General features: G+C 64.0%; 17 protein-coding genes. 11 read left to right on the forward strand and 6 right to left on the reverse strand.

The window, feature by feature from the left end; all coding sequences use genetic code 11:
• Nucleotides 1–49 precede the first annotated feature (49 nt).
• The 5 genes from ABIB00_RS01115 to ABIB00_RS01135 all read left to right on the forward strand — a co-directional run bounded on the left by ABIB00_RS01115 (nucleotide 50) and on the right by ABIB00_RS01135 (nucleotide 5,199).
• Nucleotides 50–859, forward strand: coding sequence for a crotonase/enoyl-CoA hydratase family protein (locus ABIB00_RS01115; RefSeq protein WP_354103084.1), 810 nt, complete (start codon nucleotides 50–52; stop codon nucleotides 857–859).
• A complete protein-coding gene (locus ABIB00_RS01120; RefSeq protein ID WP_354103085.1) occupies nucleotides 856–2,739 on the forward strand; it encodes a feruloyl-CoA synthase in 1,884 nt (627 codons plus the stop codon). Before ABIB00_RS01115 ends, ABIB00_RS01120 begins: the two co-directional genes overlap by 4 nt.
• Nucleotides 2,740–2,765: 26 nt before the next feature.
• Entirely contained in the window at nucleotides 2,766–3,527 is a 762-nt protein-coding gene (locus ABIB00_RS01125; RefSeq protein WP_247343988.1) for an SDR family NAD(P)-dependent oxidoreductase, read from the forward strand.
• Nucleotides 3,528–3,537: 10 nt separating this feature from the next.
• Nucleotides 3,538–3,957 carry an acyl-CoA thioesterase gene (locus tag ABIB00_RS01130; RefSeq protein WP_354103086.1) on the forward strand — a complete coding sequence of 140 codons (420 nt, stop codon included), beginning with the start codon at nucleotides 3,538–3,540 and terminating at the stop codon, nucleotides 3,955–3,957.
• Between the two features lie 90 nt (nucleotides 3,958–4,047).
• On the forward strand, nucleotides 4,048–5,199 hold the full coding sequence (locus tag ABIB00_RS01135) for an ABC transporter substrate-binding protein (protein ID WP_354103087.1): 1,152 nt from the start codon (nucleotides 4,048–4,050) through the stop codon (nucleotides 5,197–5,199).
• Nucleotides 5,200–5,274: 75 nt separating this feature from the next.
• Here ABIB00_RS01135 and ABIB00_RS01140 read toward each other — a convergent pair whose 3' ends face one another.
• The gene (locus ABIB00_RS01140) at nucleotides 5,275–6,003 is read right to left on the reverse strand and encodes a glutathione S-transferase family protein (RefSeq protein ID WP_354103088.1); all 729 of its coding nucleotides are present in this window, start codon (nucleotides 6,001–6,003) and stop codon (nucleotides 5,275–5,277) included.
• A gap of 38 nt (nucleotides 6,004–6,041) precedes the next feature.
• Nucleotides 6,042–6,347 (reverse strand): hypothetical protein, encoded by a 306-nt coding sequence (locus tag ABIB00_RS01145; RefSeq protein WP_354103089.1) that lies wholly within the window; start codon nucleotides 6,345–6,347, stop codon nucleotides 6,042–6,044.
• A gap of 113 nt (nucleotides 6,348–6,460) precedes the next feature.
• Here ABIB00_RS01145 and ABIB00_RS01150 point away from each other — a divergent pair, with 113 nt between their 5' ends.
• The gene (locus tag ABIB00_RS01150; RefSeq protein WP_247441720.1) at nucleotides 6,461–7,159 is read left to right on the forward strand and encodes a helix-turn-helix transcriptional regulator; all 699 of its coding nucleotides are present in this window, start codon (nucleotides 6,461–6,463) and stop codon (nucleotides 7,157–7,159) included.
• A gap of 5 nt (nucleotides 7,160–7,164) precedes the next feature.
• Nucleotides 7,165–7,488: a YkgJ family cysteine cluster protein gene (locus tag ABIB00_RS01155; protein ID WP_354103090.1), complete on the forward strand. Its 324-nt coding sequence runs from the start codon at nucleotides 7,165–7,167 to the stop codon at nucleotides 7,486–7,488.
• Between the two features lie 54 nt (nucleotides 7,489–7,542).
• Here the strand turns inward: ABIB00_RS01155 and ABIB00_RS01160 are convergent, their stop codons facing one another.
• Nucleotides 7,543–7,938 carry a hypothetical protein gene (locus ABIB00_RS01160; protein ID WP_247441717.1) on the reverse strand — a complete coding sequence of 132 codons (396 nt, stop codon included), beginning with the start codon at nucleotides 7,936–7,938 and terminating at the stop codon, nucleotides 7,543–7,545.
• A gap of 275 nt (nucleotides 7,939–8,213) precedes the next feature.
• On the reverse strand, nucleotides 8,214–8,561 hold the full coding sequence (locus tag ABIB00_RS01165; RefSeq protein ID WP_247344354.1) for a DUF3307 domain-containing protein: 348 nt from the start codon (nucleotides 8,559–8,561) through the stop codon (nucleotides 8,214–8,216).
• A gap of 403 nt (nucleotides 8,562–8,964) precedes the next feature.
• Between ABIB00_RS01165 and ABIB00_RS01170 the strand changes: the two genes are divergently transcribed.
• The 4 genes from ABIB00_RS01170 (at nucleotide 8,965) to ABIB00_RS01185 (ending at nucleotide 12,767) form a co-directional block, all read left to right on the forward strand.
• Nucleotides 8,965–10,410: a TAXI family TRAP transporter solute-binding subunit gene (locus ABIB00_RS01170; protein ID WP_354103091.1), complete on the forward strand. Its 1,446-nt coding sequence runs from the start codon at nucleotides 8,965–8,967 to the stop codon at nucleotides 10,408–10,410.
• 120 nt (nucleotides 10,411–10,530) lie between these two features.
• Nucleotides 10,531–10,749 carry a hypothetical protein gene (locus tag ABIB00_RS01175; protein WP_247441713.1) on the forward strand — a complete coding sequence of 73 codons (219 nt, stop codon included), beginning with the start codon at nucleotides 10,531–10,533 and terminating at the stop codon, nucleotides 10,747–10,749.
• Between the two features lie 110 nt (nucleotides 10,750–10,859).
• Nucleotides 10,860–11,969: a cyclic nucleotide-gated ion channel gene (locus ABIB00_RS01180; RefSeq protein WP_354103092.1), complete on the forward strand. Its 1,110-nt coding sequence runs from the start codon at nucleotides 10,860–10,862 to the stop codon at nucleotides 11,967–11,969.
• A gap of 12 nt (nucleotides 11,970–11,981) precedes the next feature.
• Nucleotides 11,982–12,767, forward strand: a complete 786-nt coding sequence (locus tag ABIB00_RS01185) for an enoyl-CoA hydratase/isomerase family protein (protein ID WP_354103093.1) — start codon at nucleotides 11,982–11,984, stop codon at nucleotides 12,765–12,767.
• Here ABIB00_RS01185 and ABIB00_RS01190 read toward each other — a convergent pair whose 3' ends face one another.
• The gene (locus ABIB00_RS01190; protein ID WP_354103094.1) at nucleotides 12,768–13,202 is read right to left on the reverse strand and encodes a DUF6157 family protein; all 435 of its coding nucleotides are present in this window, start codon (nucleotides 13,200–13,202) and stop codon (nucleotides 12,768–12,770) included.
• A 17-nt stretch (nucleotides 13,203–13,219) separates the two neighbouring features.
• Nucleotides 13,220–13,867: a glutathione S-transferase family protein gene (locus tag ABIB00_RS01195; protein ID WP_354103095.1), complete on the reverse strand. Its 648-nt coding sequence runs from the start codon at nucleotides 13,865–13,867 to the stop codon at nucleotides 13,220–13,222.
• Nucleotides 13,868–13,937: the final 70 nt, after the last annotated feature.

Below are 13,937 nucleotides of genomic sequence, written 5' to 3' on the forward strand. Positions count from 1 at the left end.
ACTCCTCCCGAATTCGTTATACAACATAACTATTCTGACAAGGACGCAAATGACACAGGGAAACGCCGAGACCGCTGACGCGGGCGCCCCCGGACTATTGAGGATAGAGCGCGCGGACCGGGTTTTGACAGTCGGCCTGAACCGGCCGGCCAAGCGCAATGCGCTCAACGACGGCATCATCCTGGAAATCGGCGAGTGTTTTGCGTCCCTGCCCGAGGATATCGGCGCGGTCGTCATCCACGGCATCGGCGACCATTTCTCCTCCGGGCTCGATCTCTCCGAGCTGACCGACCATGACGCGACAGGCGGCCTGCTGCATTCGCAGATGTGGCACCGGGTGTTCGACCGCATTCAGTACAGCCGCGTGCCCGTGATCGCGGCGCTCAGGGGCGCGGTGATCGGCGGCGGGCTGGAGCTCGCCTGTGCGGCGCATATTCGCGTCGCCGAGCCCTCGACCTATTTCGCCCTGCCGGAGGGGCAGCGCGGCATCTTCGTCGGCGGCGGCGGCTCCGTACGGCTGCCGCGGCTGATCGGCGTCGCCAGGATGATGGACATGATGCTGACGGGGCGCGTCTATACCGCGACCGAAGGCGCCTCCTACGGCTTTGCGCAATATGTCACGGAAGCCGGCAACGGCCTCGGCAAGGCGCTGGAGCTTGCGACCAAGGTCGCCTCCCACGCGCCGCTGACGAATTTCGCCGTACTGCAGGCACTGCCGATGATCGCGGAAGCCAATCCGCAGGCCGGTCTCCTGATGGAGTCGCTGATGGCAACGGTGGCGCAGAGCGACAAAGAGGCAAAACGCAGGATCCGCGAATTCCTCGAACACAAGACCGCAAAGGTGAAGCCGAAATCATGAGTGCGCAGCCGTCCTCGTCCAGCATGGAGCGCGGCGCGAGCACTTCCCCGCTGCGGCCCATTTCGTTCGGCGATCCCGTCGTCAACATCGAGCGGCGCGACGACGGCACGATTTATCTGCGGCCAACACAGCCGCTCGGCGACTATCCGGTTCGTATCACCGACCGCCTGCATCATTGGGCGACGACCACACCCGACCGCGTCTTCATGGCCGAGCGCGAAGGCGGCCGCGGCTGGCGCAAGATCAGCTACGCCGAGTTGCTCGCCGCGAGCCGGCACATCGCCTCAGGCCTGATTGCGCGCGGCCTGTCGGCGGAGCGGCCGGTCGTCATCCTCTCCGGCAATTCGATCGACCACGCATTGCTCGCGTTCGGCGCGTTCTATGCCGGCATTCCGTTCTGCCCGGTGTCGCCGGCCTATTCGCTGGTGTCGAAGGATTACGGCAAGCTGTCCTATTTGATGAAGCTGCTGACGCCCGGCCTCGTCTTCGCCGACGACGCCGACAAATTCGCCGACGCGCTCGCCGCCAATGTCTCGCTCGGCACCGAAATCGCCGCGTCTTACGGTCACGTCCCGGGCCGCGACGTCACCTTGCTCGCCGATCTCATGGCAACGCCGATCCACGCCGATCTGGACGAGGTCCACGGCAAGATCGGCCCCGATACCATCGCGAAATTCCTGCTGACCTCGGGCTCGACCGGCAACCCCAAGGCGGTCATCAACACCCAGCGCATGATCTGCGCCAACCAGGTGATGCTGCGCGAGACGCTCGCCTTCCTCAAGGACGAGCCGCCCGTCATCATCGACTGGCTGCCCTGGAATCACACTTTTGGCGGCAACCACAATATCGGACTGACGCTCTACAATGGCGGCTCGATGTATCTCGACGCCGGCAAGCCGGTGCCCGGAGGCATCGAGGAAACCGTGCGCAATCTCCAGGAGATATCGCCAACGGTCTATTTCAACGTCCCCAAGGGCTATGAGTCGCTGCTGCCTTATCTGCGCGACGACCAGGGCCTGCGCGCAAAATTCTTCGACCGTCTGCATGCGATGTTCTTCTCGGGCGCGGCGCTGTCGCCGTTCGTCTGGAGCAGCCTCGACGAGCTCGCGGTGAAGGAAAAAGGCTACCGCGTGCCGATGCTGACCGGGTTGGGTGCCACCGAGACCGCGCCGTTCTTCATGTCGGTCAACCCGCGCACCAGCCGCTCCGGCCATGTCGGGCTTCCCGTATCTGGCAACGACGCCAAGCTGGTGCCGAACAACGGCAAGATGGAAGTTCGTTGCAAGGGGCCGAACGTGATGCCCGGCTACTGGCGCCAGCCCGACATCACCGCAAGTTCGTTCGACGAAGAAGGCTTCTACAAGCTCGGCGATGCACTCAAGCCCGTCGATCCCGATGATCTCAATGCCGGCTTCGATTTCGACGGCCGCATCGGCGAGGATTTCAAGCTCGGCAGCGGCACCTGGGTCAGTGTCGGCCCGTTGCGCGCGCGCTTCGTTGCGGCCTGTGCGCCGCTGGTGCGCGACGTCATCATCGCCGGCATCAACCGCGACGAGGTCTCCGCACTCGTCGTGCTCGATCTCGACGGCTGCCGGCTGATCAATCCGACGCTGCCGGCCGACGATCTCGTCGTCGCGACCCGCGACCGGCTGGTGCGCGAAGCTTTCCGCGAACGGCTGACCCGTTTTCTCGGCGAAGCCACCGGCTCCTCGACGCGGATCACGCGCGCGATCCTCATCGACACGCCACTCTCGATCGACAAGGGCGAAGTCACCGACAAGGGCTCGATCAACCAGCGCGCGGTGCTCGAACATCGCAGCCTCCTGATCGAAGAGCTCTACGCTGCCAATCCATCGGACCGTGTGATATCGGTCGGCTAAGAAATCATCGCTACAGGGAGAACGCCATGTTGTTGAAGGATCAGGCTGTCATCGTCACCGGCGGCGCGTCGGGACTTGGCGCTGCGACCGCGCGAAAGTTGGCTGCGCAGGGCGCCAAGGTCGCGGTGTTCGATCTTAATGCCAAGCTCGCCGAGACTGTTGCCGCCGAGATCAAGGGCGTGGCCGTGGCTTGCGACGTCTCTGATGCCGCCTCCGCGGAAGCTGCGATCGCGCAGGCGACCAAGGCCCATGGACCCGCGCGCGTGCTGGTCAATTGCGCCGGCATCGGCGTTGCCAAGCGCGTCGTCGGCCGCGACGGCCCGATGGCGCTCGCCGATTTCGACAAGGTGATCAAGGTCAACCTGATCGGCACCTTCAACATGCTGCGTCTTGCCGCAACCGAGATGTCCAAGCTCGAGCCGCAGGCAACCGGCGAGCGCGGCGTCATCATCAACACGGCGTCCGTTGCGGCCTATGACGGCCAGATCGGGCAGTCGGCCTATTCGGCATCGAAGGGCGGCATCGTCGGTATGACGCTGCCGATCGCGCGCGAGATGGCGCAGTTCGGCGTCCGCGTGCTGACGATTGCGCCCGGCCTGTTCCTGACCCCGCTGCTCGCCAACCTGCCGCAGGAAGCCCAGGACTCACTCGCCGCCGCGATCCCCTTCCCGCGCCGGCTCGGCCACGCCGACGAGTTCGCGGCGCTCGCCCTGCATATGGTCGAGAATTCCTACCTGAACGGCGAAGTGGTGCGCCTCGACGGCTCGCTGCGCATGGCGCCGAAATAGGGCGCGACATATGTTCGTGAACCGGCGCGACGTACAGATCCAGTGGGGTGACTGCGACCCCGCCAACATCGTCTATTACCCGCGCTATTTCGCGATGTTCGACGATTCGACGTCGACCCTGTTCGAGGTCGCCGGCTTCTCCAAGCAGGATTTGGTCAAAAAATACGGCCTGGTGGGCATTCCCATGGTCGACACGCGCGCCAAGTTCTACATTCCATCCACTTATGGCGACTGGATCACCATCGAAACGAAGATCGAGAGCATCAAGCGCTCGAGCTTCGAGGTGAAGCACAGCGTCTACAAGGGCGAGGCGTTGGCGATCGAGGGCTTTGAGACCCGTGTCCTGGTCGGCCGCGACCCCGTTAACCCCGCCAAACTGAAATCGGCACCGTTCCCTGCGGAAATGGTAGCCAAATTCACGGGGAGTTAGGTCGGGAGCTAAATCGCCACATCACCCAAAGAGGGGGCTGAATTACCCCCCGATTTCTGCTTTCAAAGAAACACATAAAGGGAGGAATAGATGAAACGCTTTTACCTGACCGCTGCCGTCACCGCGGCCGCGCTTGCGCTGCCGGCCCTGCCCGCACTGGCCCAGACCACCGAAATCACCATCGGCATCACCACGACCACCACCGGCCCGGGCGCGGCGCTGGGCATTCCCGAACGCAACGCGCTGGAGTTCGTGCCGAAGGAAATCGGCGGCGTGCCGCTGAAGGTGATCGTGCTCGACGACGGCGGCGATCCCACCACCGCGACCACCAACGCCCGCCGCTTCGTCACGGAATCCAAGGCCGACATCATCATGGGCTCGGCGCTGACGCCGCCGACCATCGCTGTCTCCAACGTCGCCAACGAAGCCGGCATCCCGCATTTCGGCCTCGCACCGTTCCCTATCACACCGGAGCGCATGAAGTGGTCGGTGGCGATGCCACAGCCGATTCCGATCATGGGCAAGGTGCTCTACCAGCATATGAAGTCGAAGGGCGTGAAGACGGTCGGCTATATCGGCTATTCCGACTCCTACGGCGACCTCTGGTTCAACGACTTCAAGGCCCAGGGCGTGCCGATGGGCATGACCCTCGCGGACGAAGAGCGCTTTGCGCGGCCCGACACCTCGGTGACCGGACAGGTGCTGAAGCTCGTCGCCGCCAATCCCGACGCGATCCTGGTCGGCGCCTCCGGCACCGCGGCCGCACTGCCGCAGACCGAGCTGCGCGAGCGCGGCTATCAGGGTCTGATCTACCAGACCCACGGCGCGGCCAGCATGGATTTCATCCGCATCGCGGGCAAGGCCGCGGAAGGCGTGCTGATGGCTTCGGGCCCGGTGATGGACCCGGAAGATCAGCCGGATGAAGCCGCGACCAAGAAGCCGGGCCTGGCGCTCAACTCGGCCTACGAAGGCAAGTACGGCCCGAACAGCCGCAGCCAGTTCGCCGGCCACTCCTACGATGCCTTCGAGATCCTGAAGCGCGTGATTCCAACGGCGCTGAAGACGGCCAAGCCCGGCACGCCGGAATTCCGCGAAGCAATCCGCCAGGCACTGCTGTCGGAGAGGGAAATTGCTGCAAGCCAGGGCGTCTACAATTTCACCGAAAAGGACCGCTACGGCCTCGACGACCGCTCGCGCATCCTGCTGACGGTGAAGAACGGCAAGTACACGCTGGTGAAGTAGATGCGGCGATAGTTTCGAGACGACGAGAGCCGGCCCAATGGGCCGGCTCTTTTCATTTGCGATCCTTGAGCGGCCTCAGGCCGCCTGACGCAGCGGGGTCCAGGCGAATTCCGGATAGTAATTGTCCATCATCCGGTCGACATAGGCGGTGAGATTCGGAAACCCCTCGGCGCGACGGCGCAGTCCGGATTCGAAGAACGGCGTCAGGATGCCGGCAAGCGCGCCGAAGGCGGTGGCATCGACGCCGCAGGGCTTGTTGCCCATCAGATAGGACTTGTCGCCGAGTTGCACCGAGAGCGCAAACAGCGAGCGCACGGCGAGATCGACGTCCTCATCGGGCGCGTGGCGGCCGAGGCCGGAGAGCAGATAGTTCTCGGCGACACGGAATTGCGCGTCCTCGCGTAGCTTCTCGCGAGCGTGCTCCGGCGCGCCGTCGAAGAAATGCGCAGGCCCCTTGGCGAAGTTGACCGGATCGACCCAGCGCGCCCCGACCAGCGCAAAATAAACGTGATGCTCGATCATGCGCTCGAATGCCCAGGCCTGTGCGCGCTCGGCAAGCGACAGGCCGGCGTCGAAATCGAAGCCATAGCGGCGCTCGATATGGACGCGGATGAAGGTGGAATCCGCCACCGCCTCGCCGCCATCGTCGATGAAAGGCAGCTGCCCCTTGGGAGAGGCGGGCGGCATCGCCCGCTCCTTCCGGTAGGGCAGTCCCGCCATCTTGAGCTGCACCTCCGTCTTGGTGACGAAGGGGCTGATTTCCGGCAGGCCGAAGCCGGTGCCAAAGCCGTAAAGCGTGATCATGAAGGCTCTCCTGAAGCGACCGAAAGAGTTGAGGGAACTTAACCGCCGGCTGCTGCCACCATGGTGGCAGCAGCCGTGATATCTTCTGCGAAACGGGCTCCTCGCCAGGCGCGGGCCATGACATGACGGACCAGCGCGTCCGCAGCCTGGACCAACGAGCGAGCCACCACGGTCGCGAGCGCAAGGCGGAGATCGATGACCATGAGATCAAGCGATACAAGGCGGCTGGACGCCCATGCGTACCAGGCTCGGATTTGCCAAGGCTGGACGCTCCAGGGCCGGGCCTGCGAAGGCTGGGTCCGCCACAGCGCACCGGCTGGGCCGAAATGGGTTGGAATGATCATGGACAAATCCTCTTCAGTCGACGTGTTGTCCCGGTATAGAACTCCCCTGCTGCCAACATCCTGTCAGCAGCCGCGCGCCGCCTTCTGAAAAAACAAGCGACAAGAGACCCCTCATGAGACGCGCCGACCGGCTGTTTCAAATCATCCAGGTGCTGAGGCGCACGCGTAAGCCGCTGACTGCGGACGCCATCGCGTCCGAGCTCGAGACCTCGAAGCGCACGATCTATCGCGATATCGCGACGCTGATCGGCCAGCGCGTGCCGATCCGCGGAGAAGCCGGCATGGGCTACATCCTGGAAAAGGGTTTTGACCTCCCGCCTTTGATGCTGACACCCGAGGAGATCGAGGCGGCGGTGCTGGGCGCGCAATGGGTCGCCGGCCATGCCGATCCCGCGCTGGCGCGCGCGGCTGAAGATTTGATGGCCAAGATCGCGGACACCGTCCCTGAGCGCCTGCGTCCCTTTGTGCTGGAGCCGGCAAGCCGCGCACGGCCGAGCTGGAACAGGGAGCCGGACCGCCTGGACATGGTGCGCACGCGCACCCAGATCCACGAAGGCAGGAAGATCATGCTGCGCTATCGTGACGAGCAGGGCCGCGCCAGCGAGCGCATGATCTGGCCGATTTCGGTCGGCTATCTCGAAGCCGTGCGCCTGCTCGCGGCCTGGTGCGAGCTACGCGGCGACTTCCGCAGCTTCCGCACCGACCGCGTGGTGGATGCGAGCTATCTCGACGACAGATATCCGGAGCGGCGCGACGTGCTGCGCGCGAAATGGCGGCAGAGCCTGGTCTGGGGCCCGCCAAAGGACACGTGACGACGATGGACGAGAACTCCCCCATCGACCTGTCGAGTTGCTGCCAGGGTTGCGGCGCCTGCTGCGGCTATTCGGCGAACTGGCCGCGCTTCTCGATCGAGAGCGACGAGGAGCTTGCCGCGATTCCCGAAACGCTGGTCAACGACCGCCAGTCCGGCATGCGCTGCGAGGGCGATCGCTGTTCGGCGTTGCAGGGAGAGATCGGAAAGCAGACCGCATGCGGCATCTACCAGGTGCGGCCGGAGGTCTGCCGCACATGCATGCCGGGCGACGCCGAATGCGCGATGGCGCGGCGGAAATTCGGGCTGCCGATTATCACGAACGCATGATCCGGAAAAATGTGCAGCGGTTTTCCGTCAAGATCATGCGCCAGCAAATGAGGCTTAGGCCGGAACGGCTTCGCTGATCTCGTCGTCGATCTCGTCGTCCAGCGGTGCGAGCACCGAGAGCGGCTTGGTCGACAGCGTGATCGGCTTGCGGCCACCCGACGACGGCGAGGATTTCGCCGCGCCTTCGCGCGCCAGCGCGTAGAGCGTCGAGCCGACGCGACCGCCGCTCTCGATCAGGTCGCGCTCGTTGCAGCTGCCTGCGATCGCGACTGCCAGCGAATGCAGATGGCTGCGGCGATAGCAGAACAAGGCCAGCATGGCGCGGACCTCAGGGGTAACAGTCTCAACCAGCCTCGGCAGACCGCTCTCATTGGCGCGATACATCTCGCCAAGGAGTTCGTCGCGGACCGGGCAGAAATCGCTTTCAAAGGCGTCGCGGCTTGAAAACATTGCAGTTCTCCCTCGTGGGGGAAGATGCAGTGCAATTCTCTAATGAAAGGTTAACCACGCTGCCCGGTAGTCACCCGGGGTCCTTGCGCCCTGACCGCGTATCAGAGGGCCGGAAAGGGTTTTCTCCGTGGCCATCCTTCGAGACGCCCGCCTCCGGCGGGCCCTCAGGATGAGGCCGGTTTCTGCTGAAAGATTCTCACCCCTCATGATGAGGAGGCGCGAAGCGCCGTCTCGAACCATGCAGGCCCGACAGCCACTCCAGAGGGCCGCCGGCCTCAGTTCGCCGCCATGAAGATCGACAGGCCGAAGCCGGTCAAATGGTGCAGGGCCTGGTCGACACCGATCAGGGTCCAGAACCAGGGATGCGCAAGGTCGACACCGAAATTGGCCGAGACGAGGCCCTTGGCGCGGTCGATCGTGATGTGGATCACGAAGTCGATCAACGCCACAAACCAGAATTTCGGCGCCACGATCAGGATCAGCGGCAGCGCAACCGCAAGGTGAATCAGGCAATGCACCAGGAGCGGCAGGGCCCAGCCGTGCTTCTGGTCCTTGCCTTGCGCCATCCAGGCGGTCTGCAGAACGAAATCGGCGATGATGTGCTTGAAGGTGAGCAGCAACATCCAGCCAATGAGCGCTTCGACCGGAACCGCCGATGACAGGGATGGAAACGACAAAGCTGACGCCCTCATTGACGTGAGAAGAAGAATTGGAGCGTGCAGCGCAACCTCTTCCTGGACCGGTCAATTCGCCGGGACTTGCGATTTATGACATTTCCCGCGGCGGAATGCAGCCGGGGGAACCGGAAAATCGCCAACTGTGGCAAACTGGTGATAGGATGACCAATGGCCGCGGCCGAGTTGAGTAAGGTTACCTTCGGCTCGAAATTTGCTTTCCGCGACCTGCGCGCTATCATTGTCAGTAGAATATCGTTCCTTTTTCAGACGTTTACGAATTACGGGGCGTCCGCAGCGATCCACTTCCGCGAGCCGGCCGCCGTTGGAAGAATAAGGCCAGAGTGCTGCCATGAGTACTGAGGGCCCTACCTCGTCGCCGATCGAGCCACCGCCCCGGCGACCCAAGGTGATCAAGACCAATCAGCAGCAGGTCTTCCTCTACGTCGTGCTGACCCTGCTGTTGTCGCTTGCCACCGTCTGGGGCGGCCGCGCGCTGGTGCACAATTCGGAGACGCTGATCTTTGCCGTCGGCGCCCCCAACAGCGACGAGGCGCTGTTCGCGGCCAAGCTTGCCGCTGTCCTGAAGAACAACACCTCGCGCTTCCGGATCAAGATCGTCAACAACGCCGACAACGCCAAGGCGATCGCCCAGTTCGACCGCAAGCAGGCCGACCTCGCCGTGCTGCGCACCGACGCCAAGGTGCCGCTGCGGGCACGCACGCTCGCGATCCTCGAGCACGATCTCGTGCTGCTGCTCGGGCCCGGCAACAAGAAGATAAAGTCGCTCGCCGAGTTGAAGAAGAAGAAGGTCGCCGTCCTCGCCGACAACGAAGCCTCGCTCGCCTTCGTCCGCGGCATCCTCGACGTTCCCGATTTTCCGGACGCGGCGAAGATCCAGATGGCGCCGCAGGGCGCAACGCTCGACAAGCTGTTCGCCCCCGCAAGCGGCTTTGGTGCGGTCGTCGCCATCGTCCACGCCTCGAAGGCGGTGCGGGACAAGGCCTATGAGCAGGTCGCCAAGCGCGGCGGCTTCACACTGAACGCGATTGACGAGGCGAAGGCGCTGGCGCGCAAGATCCCCGGCATTTCCAGCGAGACGCTGACGGCGGGCACGCTGTCTGCATCGCCGGAAATTCCCGACGACGATCTCGACACGATCGGGCTCGAATGGCTGCTGGTGACGCAATCAAAGATGTCGCCGGCCGCCGCGGGCGAGCTGGCGCGCACCGTCTATGAGAACAAGTCCGCGCTCGGGCTCGACAGCGGCTTTGCCAGCCGAATCGAGCCCGCCTCCGTCGAGAAGGACGCCTTCGTGATGGCGCATCAAGGCGCTGCCGACTACATCAACGATGACACCAAATCGTTCATGGATAAGTACAGCGACCTGATGTATCTGGGCGCTGCCGCGCTCAGCGTCATCGGCTCGATCTTCGCCGCGATCTACGCCAAGATCACCCGGATCGCACCGGAGAAGGCCAGCGAGCTCTCGACCGCCATCCTCGACATCGGCGAGCGGATCGAGCACGCCCATTCGCTGGACCAGCTCGAATGTCTCCAGGACGAGCTGGAAGGCATCTTGCGCGGCGCGGTGATCGGCTTGCGGGACGGTACGATCAGCACCGACGGACTCGACACCTTCAAGCTCGGCTACGAATTCGTCCGCGACGAGATCGGCATGCGCCGCGATTACCTCAAGCGCCATGCCGGCGAGGGCGAGAAGGCCACTCAGGATGTGGCCCCTCCCCAGCACGACGAGGGCAATATCGTGGTGGTGAAGACTGCTCAGAGTGCCTGACCTATCGATCTGAAGTCTTGCGCGGCGCGTTGCCGGCATTTTCCACAAGCAACCAGGCCGGGTTCGGGAACCGTCTTGCCTCCACAACCGTTGCCTCCTGGATACAACCGGAGACCGCGCATGCGTGCACTCCTCATCATCTTCCTGCTGGGAATGCTGACGGCAGTTAGCTATTTCGCTTATTCCGCGATGACGGTCGGGGGCGAGCCGATCCCGACGGAAGGCTATGTGGCGCTGGCGCTGGGGGCCGGGTTTTCCGTTGTTGTCGGCGTAGGCTTGATGGTGCTGCTGTTCTTCAGCAGCCGTCGCGGCTACGACGAACCGCCGCATTTCAGGTAACGGCTCGCGGAACGGCAGGCCGCTCTCGTTGACGGCCTCGGCCCGGGCAGGCACTTTGGCACCGAGGTTCCAGCCGGGACCGCAAAGCACAAACCGAGCCGCCTTTCCGCATGTCCAAGCCGCTGATCTCCGCTCTGGCCCAGTTCGCGGCCGCCACGGCCGGCCGCAACATGACCAGGGCAGCCTATGTGGCGGTCGGCGTCGGCGTGCTCGGCATGGTGCTGCTGACGGTCAACCCGGCCTATGAGACGGCGCATCGCTGGGTCGATGCCCTGCTTTGGACCTGCCTCGTCTACTTCGTGTTCGAATGGGTGGTCCGGCTGCGCCATATGGCGCGACAGGGGCGCCTCGCACTCTACATGTCCTCTTCCGCCGGGCTGGTCGACGCGCTCGGGGCTCTCGCCGTGCCGGCCGCGCTGATTGTCGGGCTCGAGCCGAAAACGGCGTGGCTACTCAGCGTGCTCTGGGTGTTGAAGGTGGTGCCGGGCATTCCCGGCCTGCGGCAGCTCCGCCGCGTGCTGGTGCTGGAATCGGGGCCGCTGGTCAGCGTGCTCGTGATTTTCCTGATGGTGGTCTTCCTGGCCTCGGTCGCCGAATATTTCCTGGAGCGGGACGTGCAGCCCCAGACTTTCGGCAGCGTGCCGGCCGCGCTGTGGTGGGCTGTCGCAACTCTGACGACGACCGGCTATGGTGACGTCGTGCCGGTGACGCCGCTTGGCCGCATGGTGGCCGCGCTGGTGATGATCTCCGGCCTCGGCGTGTTCGGTCTCTGGACCGGTATTTTGGCCACCGGCTTTGCCGCAGAGACCCGACGCGACAATTTCCTCAAGACCTGGGAATCCGTCAGCAAGGTACCGTTCTTCGCAGCGCTCGGACCGGCGGCCATCGCCGACGTCACCCACATGCTGCGGACCATGGAGCTGCCGGCGCGCACCATGATCATCCGCAAGGGTACGCAAGGTGACTGCATGTATTTCATTGCCGCCGGCGAGGTCGAGGTCGACCTGCCCGGCAAGAAGGTGCAGCTCGGCGACGGCGCCTTCTTCGGCGAGATGGCGCTGCTCGGCAACAATTTGCGCGGCGCCAATGTCTCGACCACCAAGGTGTCGCGGCTCCTGGTGCTCGACCTCGTCGACTTTCGCGTGCTGATGGCCCGGCACCCCGATCTCGCCGAGACCATCAACACGGAAGCAAAGCGCCGCGCGCTCGAAAACAAATAAATGGAGACAAGAATGTCGGACATCACCGACGCGGCCTCTGGCCCCGTGCTCGAAATCATGGGGGCACGCGCCACCATCCGCCTCAACCGGCCCAAACATCTCAACCGGCTCCAGGCCGAGGATCTCGGCGAGCTGGTGAAATTGTTCGACCGGATCGAGGCCGATCCCGATATCCGCGTGCTGGTGCTGACCGGCACGGGGCGCGCCTTCTCCGCCGGCTATGACCTCAACTCGGTCGCCGAGCGCGCGATCAGCGCGAACGAGCAGCAGAGCGCGGGCTTCGCCTTCGAGGTGGTCGTCAACCGGCTGGAGGATCTCGGCGTACCCACGATCTGCCGGCTCAACGGCGGCGTCTATGGCGGCTCCACCGACCTCGCGCTTGCCTGCGATTTCCGCATCGGCGTCGACACCGCCGAGATGTTCATGCCGGCGGCACGGCTCGGGCTGCACTATTACAGGAGCGGCATCAAACGCTACGTGACGCGGCTCGGCCTCGACAATGCGAAAAGACTGTTCCTGACCGCGCAGAAGATCAGCGCGCCGGAGATGCTGCGGATCGGCTATCTCACCGCGATGGTAGCGGTGGAATTTTTGGATGAAGAGGTCGACAAGCTCGCCGGCATCCTTGCCGGCAACGCGCCGCTGGCGATGCGCGGCATGAAGCGCGCGATCAACGAATTCGCCCGCGGCGAATTGGACGAGCAAGCCGCGGACCAGCGCCACCGCGACAGCATGCGCGGCGACGAGATCAAGGAAGGCATCAAGGCGTTCGCGGAGAAGCGACCGCCAGAATTCTGATTACGCCCGCTTCGACCGCATCGCGCGCACCTGCGTGAGCTTGGGATCGCGGACAAGCTCCTGGTAGCGTTTGCTGTCGATGGCGTAGATCGCGATCCGGCCCTCGCTATCGGCATGAACGCCCCAGCCGAAGCGCTTGCCCAGGCTCGACGCCCTCATGCACGCCTGCCCCCGGGAGAAGAACGCTTCACGGGCCGCATGCTTCTCCGTTTTCGTCGCCTTCACAGCGAGCTCGCGTCCCGGCGCAGACGTCGCGAAGATCACATCGTCGGACGTGTATTTATAGGGTGCCCTGGCGATCATCAGATATTGCAGGCACGCCACCGTCGGCTTTCCCGCGCGCAGCGGCGGCTCCTCGCCAGTACGCGCGAGACAGTCTTCGGCAACCCGGATGAAGGTGTTGAAGCAGTTGGTCGTGTGCATCTGCGTCGTCATCCGCAACCCTGGATCACTCATCCCCCAGCAGCCGCGGCGGCATGCTGCGCCGCCATCTCGGCATCGGCCGCAGTGATGCGCTGGAACGCAGGCCGCGAGGTCATGCGTTCGGCATAGCGGACGAACACGTCCTTCTTCGGCACGATGCCGAACATCATGGTCCAGCTGAACGCGACACCCCAGAGAACATCTGCGGCCGTCATGCGTTCGCCGAGCAGATACGGCCCGTTCGACAGCTGCGCCTCGAGCGCACCCAGCATGGTGTCATAATCGGCATAGGGCGACTGCGTGATCGGCGCCGGCTCGCGCTGCATGAACTTGTCGATCAGGGCCGGCTCGAAGGACGAGCCGTAATAGGCGATCCAGCGCAGATAAGGGCCGCGCAGCGGATCGTTCAGCGCGGGCGTGAGCCCTGCCTGCGGAAACAGATCGGCGAGATAGATAGTGATCGCGACCTGCTCGGTCACGAGCTGCCCGCCGTGGCCGATCGCCGGCACCTTGCCGAGCGGATTGATGGCGAGATAGGCCGACTTGCGCTGCTCGCCGGCCTTCATGTTGAGGACATGGAGATCGTAGGGCGCCCCCAGCTCCTCCAGCAGCACGCGCGTGCCGGTGGCGCGGCTTTGCGGCGAATAATACAGCGTGATGCGGTTCGAATCGGTCATGGCAGGTCTCCATCTGGCCGGCTGGCGATGGCCTTGTAGCGGACCATACCTGACATCTTGTGTCAGGTAT

Origin of the sequence: Bradyrhizobium sp. LB14.3 (assembly GCF_040547985.1) — a bacterium.
In the GTDB taxonomy this organism is placed as follows: Bacteria; Pseudomonadota; Alphaproteobacteria; order Rhizobiales; family Xanthobacteraceae; genus Bradyrhizobium.

What these genes read in the sequence shown, in the direction of transcription:
- ABIB00_RS01125 (WP_247343988.1), top strand. Translation starts at nt 2,766, where the DNA reads ATGTTGTTGAAGGATCAGGCTGTCATCGTCACCGGCGGCGCGTCGGGA.
- ABIB00_RS01140 (WP_354103088.1), bottom strand. Translation starts at nt 6,003, where the DNA reads ATGATCACGCTTTACGGCTTTGGCACCGGCTTCGGCCTGCCGGAAATC.
- ABIB00_RS01145 (WP_354103089.1), bottom strand. Translation starts at nt 6,347, where the DNA reads ATGATCATTCCAACCCATTTCGGCCCAGCCGGTGCGCTGTGGCGGACC.
- ABIB00_RS01175 (WP_247441713.1), top strand. Translation starts at nt 10,531, where the DNA reads ATGCGTGCACTCCTCATCATCTTCCTGCTGGGAATGCTGACGGCAGTT.
- ABIB00_RS01160 (WP_247441717.1), bottom strand. Translation starts at nt 7,938, where the DNA reads ATGTTTTCAAGCCGCGACGCCTTTGAAAGCGATTTCTGCCCGGTCCGC.
- ABIB00_RS01120 (WP_354103085.1), top strand. Translation starts at nt 856, where the DNA reads ATGAGTGCGCAGCCGTCCTCGTCCAGCATGGAGCGCGGCGCGAGCACT.
- ABIB00_RS01135 (WP_354103087.1), top strand. Translation starts at nt 4,048, where the DNA reads ATGAAACGCTTTTACCTGACCGCTGCCGTCACCGCGGCCGCGCTTGCG.
- ABIB00_RS01155 (WP_354103090.1), top strand. Translation starts at nt 7,165, where the DNA reads ATGGACGAGAACTCCCCCATCGACCTGTCGAGTTGCTGCCAGGGTTGC.
- ABIB00_RS01165 (WP_247344354.1), bottom strand. Translation starts at nt 8,561, where the DNA reads ATGTTGCTGCTCACCTTCAAGCACATCATCGCCGATTTCGTTCTGCAG.
- ABIB00_RS01170 (WP_354103091.1), top strand. Translation starts at nt 8,965, where the DNA reads ATGAGTACTGAGGGCCCTACCTCGTCGCCGATCGAGCCACCGCCCCGG.
- ABIB00_RS01130 (WP_354103086.1), top strand. Translation starts at nt 3,538, where the DNA reads ATGTTCGTGAACCGGCGCGACGTACAGATCCAGTGGGGTGACTGCGAC.
- ABIB00_RS01115 (WP_354103084.1), top strand. Translation starts at nt 50, where the DNA reads ATGACACAGGGAAACGCCGAGACCGCTGACGCGGGCGCCCCCGGACTA.
- ABIB00_RS01150 (WP_247441720.1), top strand. Translation starts at nt 6,461, where the DNA reads ATGAGACGCGCCGACCGGCTGTTTCAAATCATCCAGGTGCTGAGGCGC.
- ABIB00_RS01180 (WP_354103092.1), top strand. Translation starts at nt 10,860, where the DNA reads ATGTCCAAGCCGCTGATCTCCGCTCTGGCCCAGTTCGCGGCCGCCACG.
- ABIB00_RS01185 (WP_354103093.1), top strand. Translation starts at nt 11,982, where the DNA reads ATGTCGGACATCACCGACGCGGCCTCTGGCCCCGTGCTCGAAATCATG.
- ABIB00_RS01195 (WP_354103095.1), bottom strand. Translation starts at nt 13,867, where the DNA reads ATGACCGATTCGAACCGCATCACGCTGTATTATTCGCCGCAAAGCCGC.
- ABIB00_RS01190 (WP_354103094.1), bottom strand. Translation starts at nt 13,202, where the DNA reads ATGACGACGCAGATGCACACGACCAACTGCTTCAACACCTTCATCCGG.